The sequence below is a fragment of the Streptococcus sp. HMSC076C09 genome, from assembly GCF_001837905.1.
Lineage (GTDB): Bacteria > Bacillota > Bacilli > Lactobacillales > Streptococcaceae > Streptococcus > Streptococcus parasanguinis_I.
Genome location: NZ_KV834643.1, coordinates 2,545 through 6,030, shown reverse-complemented (window position 1 = coordinate 6,030; position 3,486 = coordinate 2,545). Strand labels below are relative to the sequence as shown.

Below are 3,486 nucleotides of genomic sequence, written 5' to 3'. Positions count from 1 at the left end.
ATCTGCGTCTGAATCAACTTCAACATCAGTAAGTACTTCAGTTTCAGTTAGCCAATCACAATCACAATCAGGATCAACATCTGGTAGCGGTTCATACTCTAACTCAATGAGCCAATCAGGATCAACATCTGCTAGTGGTTCATACTCTAACTCAATGAGTCAATCAGGATCTACTTCTGCTAGTGGTTCATACTCTAACTCAATGAGTCAATCAGCTTCTGGTTCAGAGTCATTGTCTACATCAGAATCAGCAAATGGATCACAAAAACACAGCGAATCTGTAGCACTTCCAAATACTGGTGAAACAACATCTGTAACATCAGCTCTTCTTGGAGCGGTTGCAGGACTTGCTGGAGTGGCTGTTCTTGGTCGTCGCAAAAAAGAAGATGAAAAATAATCTTCTATCCTAATTTGATTCGATCATTTCAGGTATGTGGTCAATGAAAAAGGATCCAAAAAGAGAACCTCCGGGTTCTCTTTTTGTGTATTGTTTTCGTATCAGAAAATGGTCTTAATTAGTTACATTAGGGAAAAAATAATGTATAATAACTTGATATCTAAAATTTAAGGAGCGGACATGTTTTTTAAACGTTCGAAGGGTGATTTTCGCGAAACGGAGCGAATCACACGTTATAAATTAATCAAATCAGGAAAGAATTGGGTACGGGCATCTGTTTCTCGGTTAGGCCTATTTCGTGTCATGCGAGGTGGTGTAGATGAAAAGATCGTGGTTCAATACGAAGCCTCATCACACTCGATGCCTGCAGATCTGGTCAAAGGGCTGGTTGTGCTAGGAGCTCTGGCTGGGGCGACCACGGTTGCCAATCCAGTATTTGCTGAGGAAAATGAGATGAATGCGACTGTTGGGTCTGAAATCAGCCCATCGACTGGTGTAGCGGGTTCGGATAGTCTTGTTTTGGGGACGACGTCTACCACAGACTCTGTGTCAGCGAGTCAGTCTGCTAGCGAATCTGAATCACTCTCGAAGTCAGGCAGTCAGTTGCTTTCAGAAAGCAGTTCACTTTCTCAGTCGGTTTCTTTGAGTGAATCTCATGTTGTTAGTCATTCAGCGAGTCAGTCCACATCAGAAACTGCTAGTAGCACTCTCTCAGAGAATAACGCTATTCATGTAGCTACTTCTGAAACGAGTGAGAAAGAAGCAGCAGTTCAGACCACTCGCTCGGAAGACCAGGTGAAGCGTCTGCAGGTCTTGGCCTTGGATTTATATACCTATCGGGCACAGGCTCTGGAAATTCCTGGGACAGAATCTGCTATTGAAAATGGAGATATGGCTTTAGAGGCTATTCGTGTAGGCTTGTCCAATCCGGCAATTCAAATCGATGCCGTGGAAAGCCAAGCAAAGATTGCTCGCAATCGCTTGGTCAATGCTGTGCTTCGTGCGACATCTGGCCAACGGGATCCGCGTAACGGGAATCGTATTGATGCTGATACCAGTCTCCGTGCGCCTCAGTATAATTTAGGTCCAGCTAATAATACTTTGATTTCTGTCTATAATTCAGATTACCTCAATTATGCTTATAATGTTGTGGAAACCATTCCTACACGAAATAGTATTAAAAGCATTGCTTACGCTTCTGGTAGTGATCGTGTGAATGGCATCAATGTGCCTCAGACGTCGGCCTTGAAAAATAGTGCAGTGGCCTTTAATATCATGGGAACTGTTGGGCAGACAGAGGTCGTAACGCCTGGGAAAATTTATAATGTTTCTTTTGTAGTGACCAATACGGCTAGGCAGTCAGTGACACGAACGCTACGCATTCAGGTTTTGCCGCAAAATGATGGCATTCGTAATCCGATTACGGCTGTGACGACAGCGACTTTTGTCAATGATACTACTAACTTGGCCCAGGCTGAAAAAGAGAAGATTTGGGAAGCGTTTAAGACTGCTAACCCCAATATTGCCACTTCAAAGGACTTTAAATCTTATTCCGTTTCATCATCTGGTGTGGTGACCATTACCTATAAAGATAACACTACAAATGATGTGACGGCTCCAGTGAAGCGACTTGCAGCACCAACTGTTGAAACGAGATTATTGGATAAGGCTTACACACAGACACCTGTAACGGTGACAGGAGCTGAGCCAGGTTCTACAGTCGTTCTATACAATAATGACGATGAAGTGGGAACAGCTGTGGCAGATGCTTCGGGTCAAGCGATTGTGACGCCGACTGTTAAGTTACAAACGGGTGGTGTAACAGCCAAAGCTCGCATTCTGTATGGTGATCATGCAGTTTATTCCGATGCCAGTAATATGGTTGCTGTAACAGATGCCACACGTCCTGAAGTGACGGCTAAGTTGACCGTCAATGGTGTGGAACCGAAATCAACCCCTCTTGAAGGTGGTGGGAAGAATTATATTATTTACGCTGGTGATGATGCGGTTGTGACCTTTACAGCTACTGATGACAGTGGCAAGTTGAAAGAAATGAAAGTCGTTGCACGAGCGGATCTGAACGACAATGCTTTGAACGGGAATTTCTTTGGTGGCAGCCAGTATGGAACAGGTGATATTGCTCCTATCACGGGTGATATTACGGCTACCAGTGCGAACCCTGCAACCATCACAACGACCATTCATTTGAAGGATGATCTTTACCATACCTACCGAAATACATGGCAACGTAATGTTGCAGCTATTGATAATGCGTCTAATATGAACCGCCCAAATGGTTTGGGTGAAATTCGGATTACACAAGGACGTCTCGCTGATCGTACGCCAGGTGTGGCGCCGACAAGCACTATTCAGGTGACGAGTCTAACTGCATTGACTGATGCAGATAAGAGCAAGGTGATTGCTGCTGTGTCGGCTGTTAATCCAGAGGTAGCCAACCGGATTAAGTCCTATACGGTTAATAGTGATGGTACAGTCACCATTACTTATAAAGATAGTACGACCAATGTCGTAGCGGTGAAACTGTCAGATAGCGATCACAGTCAGTCTGTATCAAACAGTCAGAGTGCGTCTACGAAGACTTCGCAATCGATCAGTCAGTCTTTAAGTGCGAAGCAATCTCAGAGCGTTTCATTAAGCCAGTCACTGAGCTCGGTTCGCTCACAAAGTTTGTCAGCTTCACTAAGCCAATCAGCTTCTGCAAGTGTCTCAGCTCAAACTAGTTTATCTCGCAGTCAATCGTTGAGCAAGGAGGTTTCTCAATCTCAATCCGCTTCAACGAGTCAATCTGTATCGACAAGAAAATCTGAATCTGTGAAAGTTTCGGAATCAGTATCTGCTTCTGAATCAGTGTCAGCGTCTGAGTCAGTTTCAACGTCCGAGTCGGTTTCTGTATCTGAATCAGTGTCTACTTCTGAATCGGTGTCAACAGCAGAGTCAGTGTCAACATCAGAATCAGTTTCAACGTCCGAATCAGTGTCAGCGTCTGAGTCGGTATCAGCGTCTGAGTCAGTGTCTACGTCAGAATCATTCTCGACATCCGAGTCAGCATCTACATCAGAATCTGTATC

General features: G+C 44.5%; 2 protein-coding genes. Both read left to right on the top strand.

What is annotated here, in order from left to right:
- On the top strand, positions 1–397 hold a 397-nt coding region (locus HMPREF2704_RS05620; protein WP_141760640.1), incomplete at its 5' end, for an LPXTG cell wall anchor domain-containing protein.
- A 180-nt stretch (positions 398–577) separates the two neighbouring features.
- Positions 578–3,486: accessory Sec-dependent serine-rich glycoprotein adhesin (locus tag HMPREF2704_RS05615; RefSeq protein WP_141760641.1), on the top strand; the 2,909-nt coding region annotated here is incomplete at its 3' end.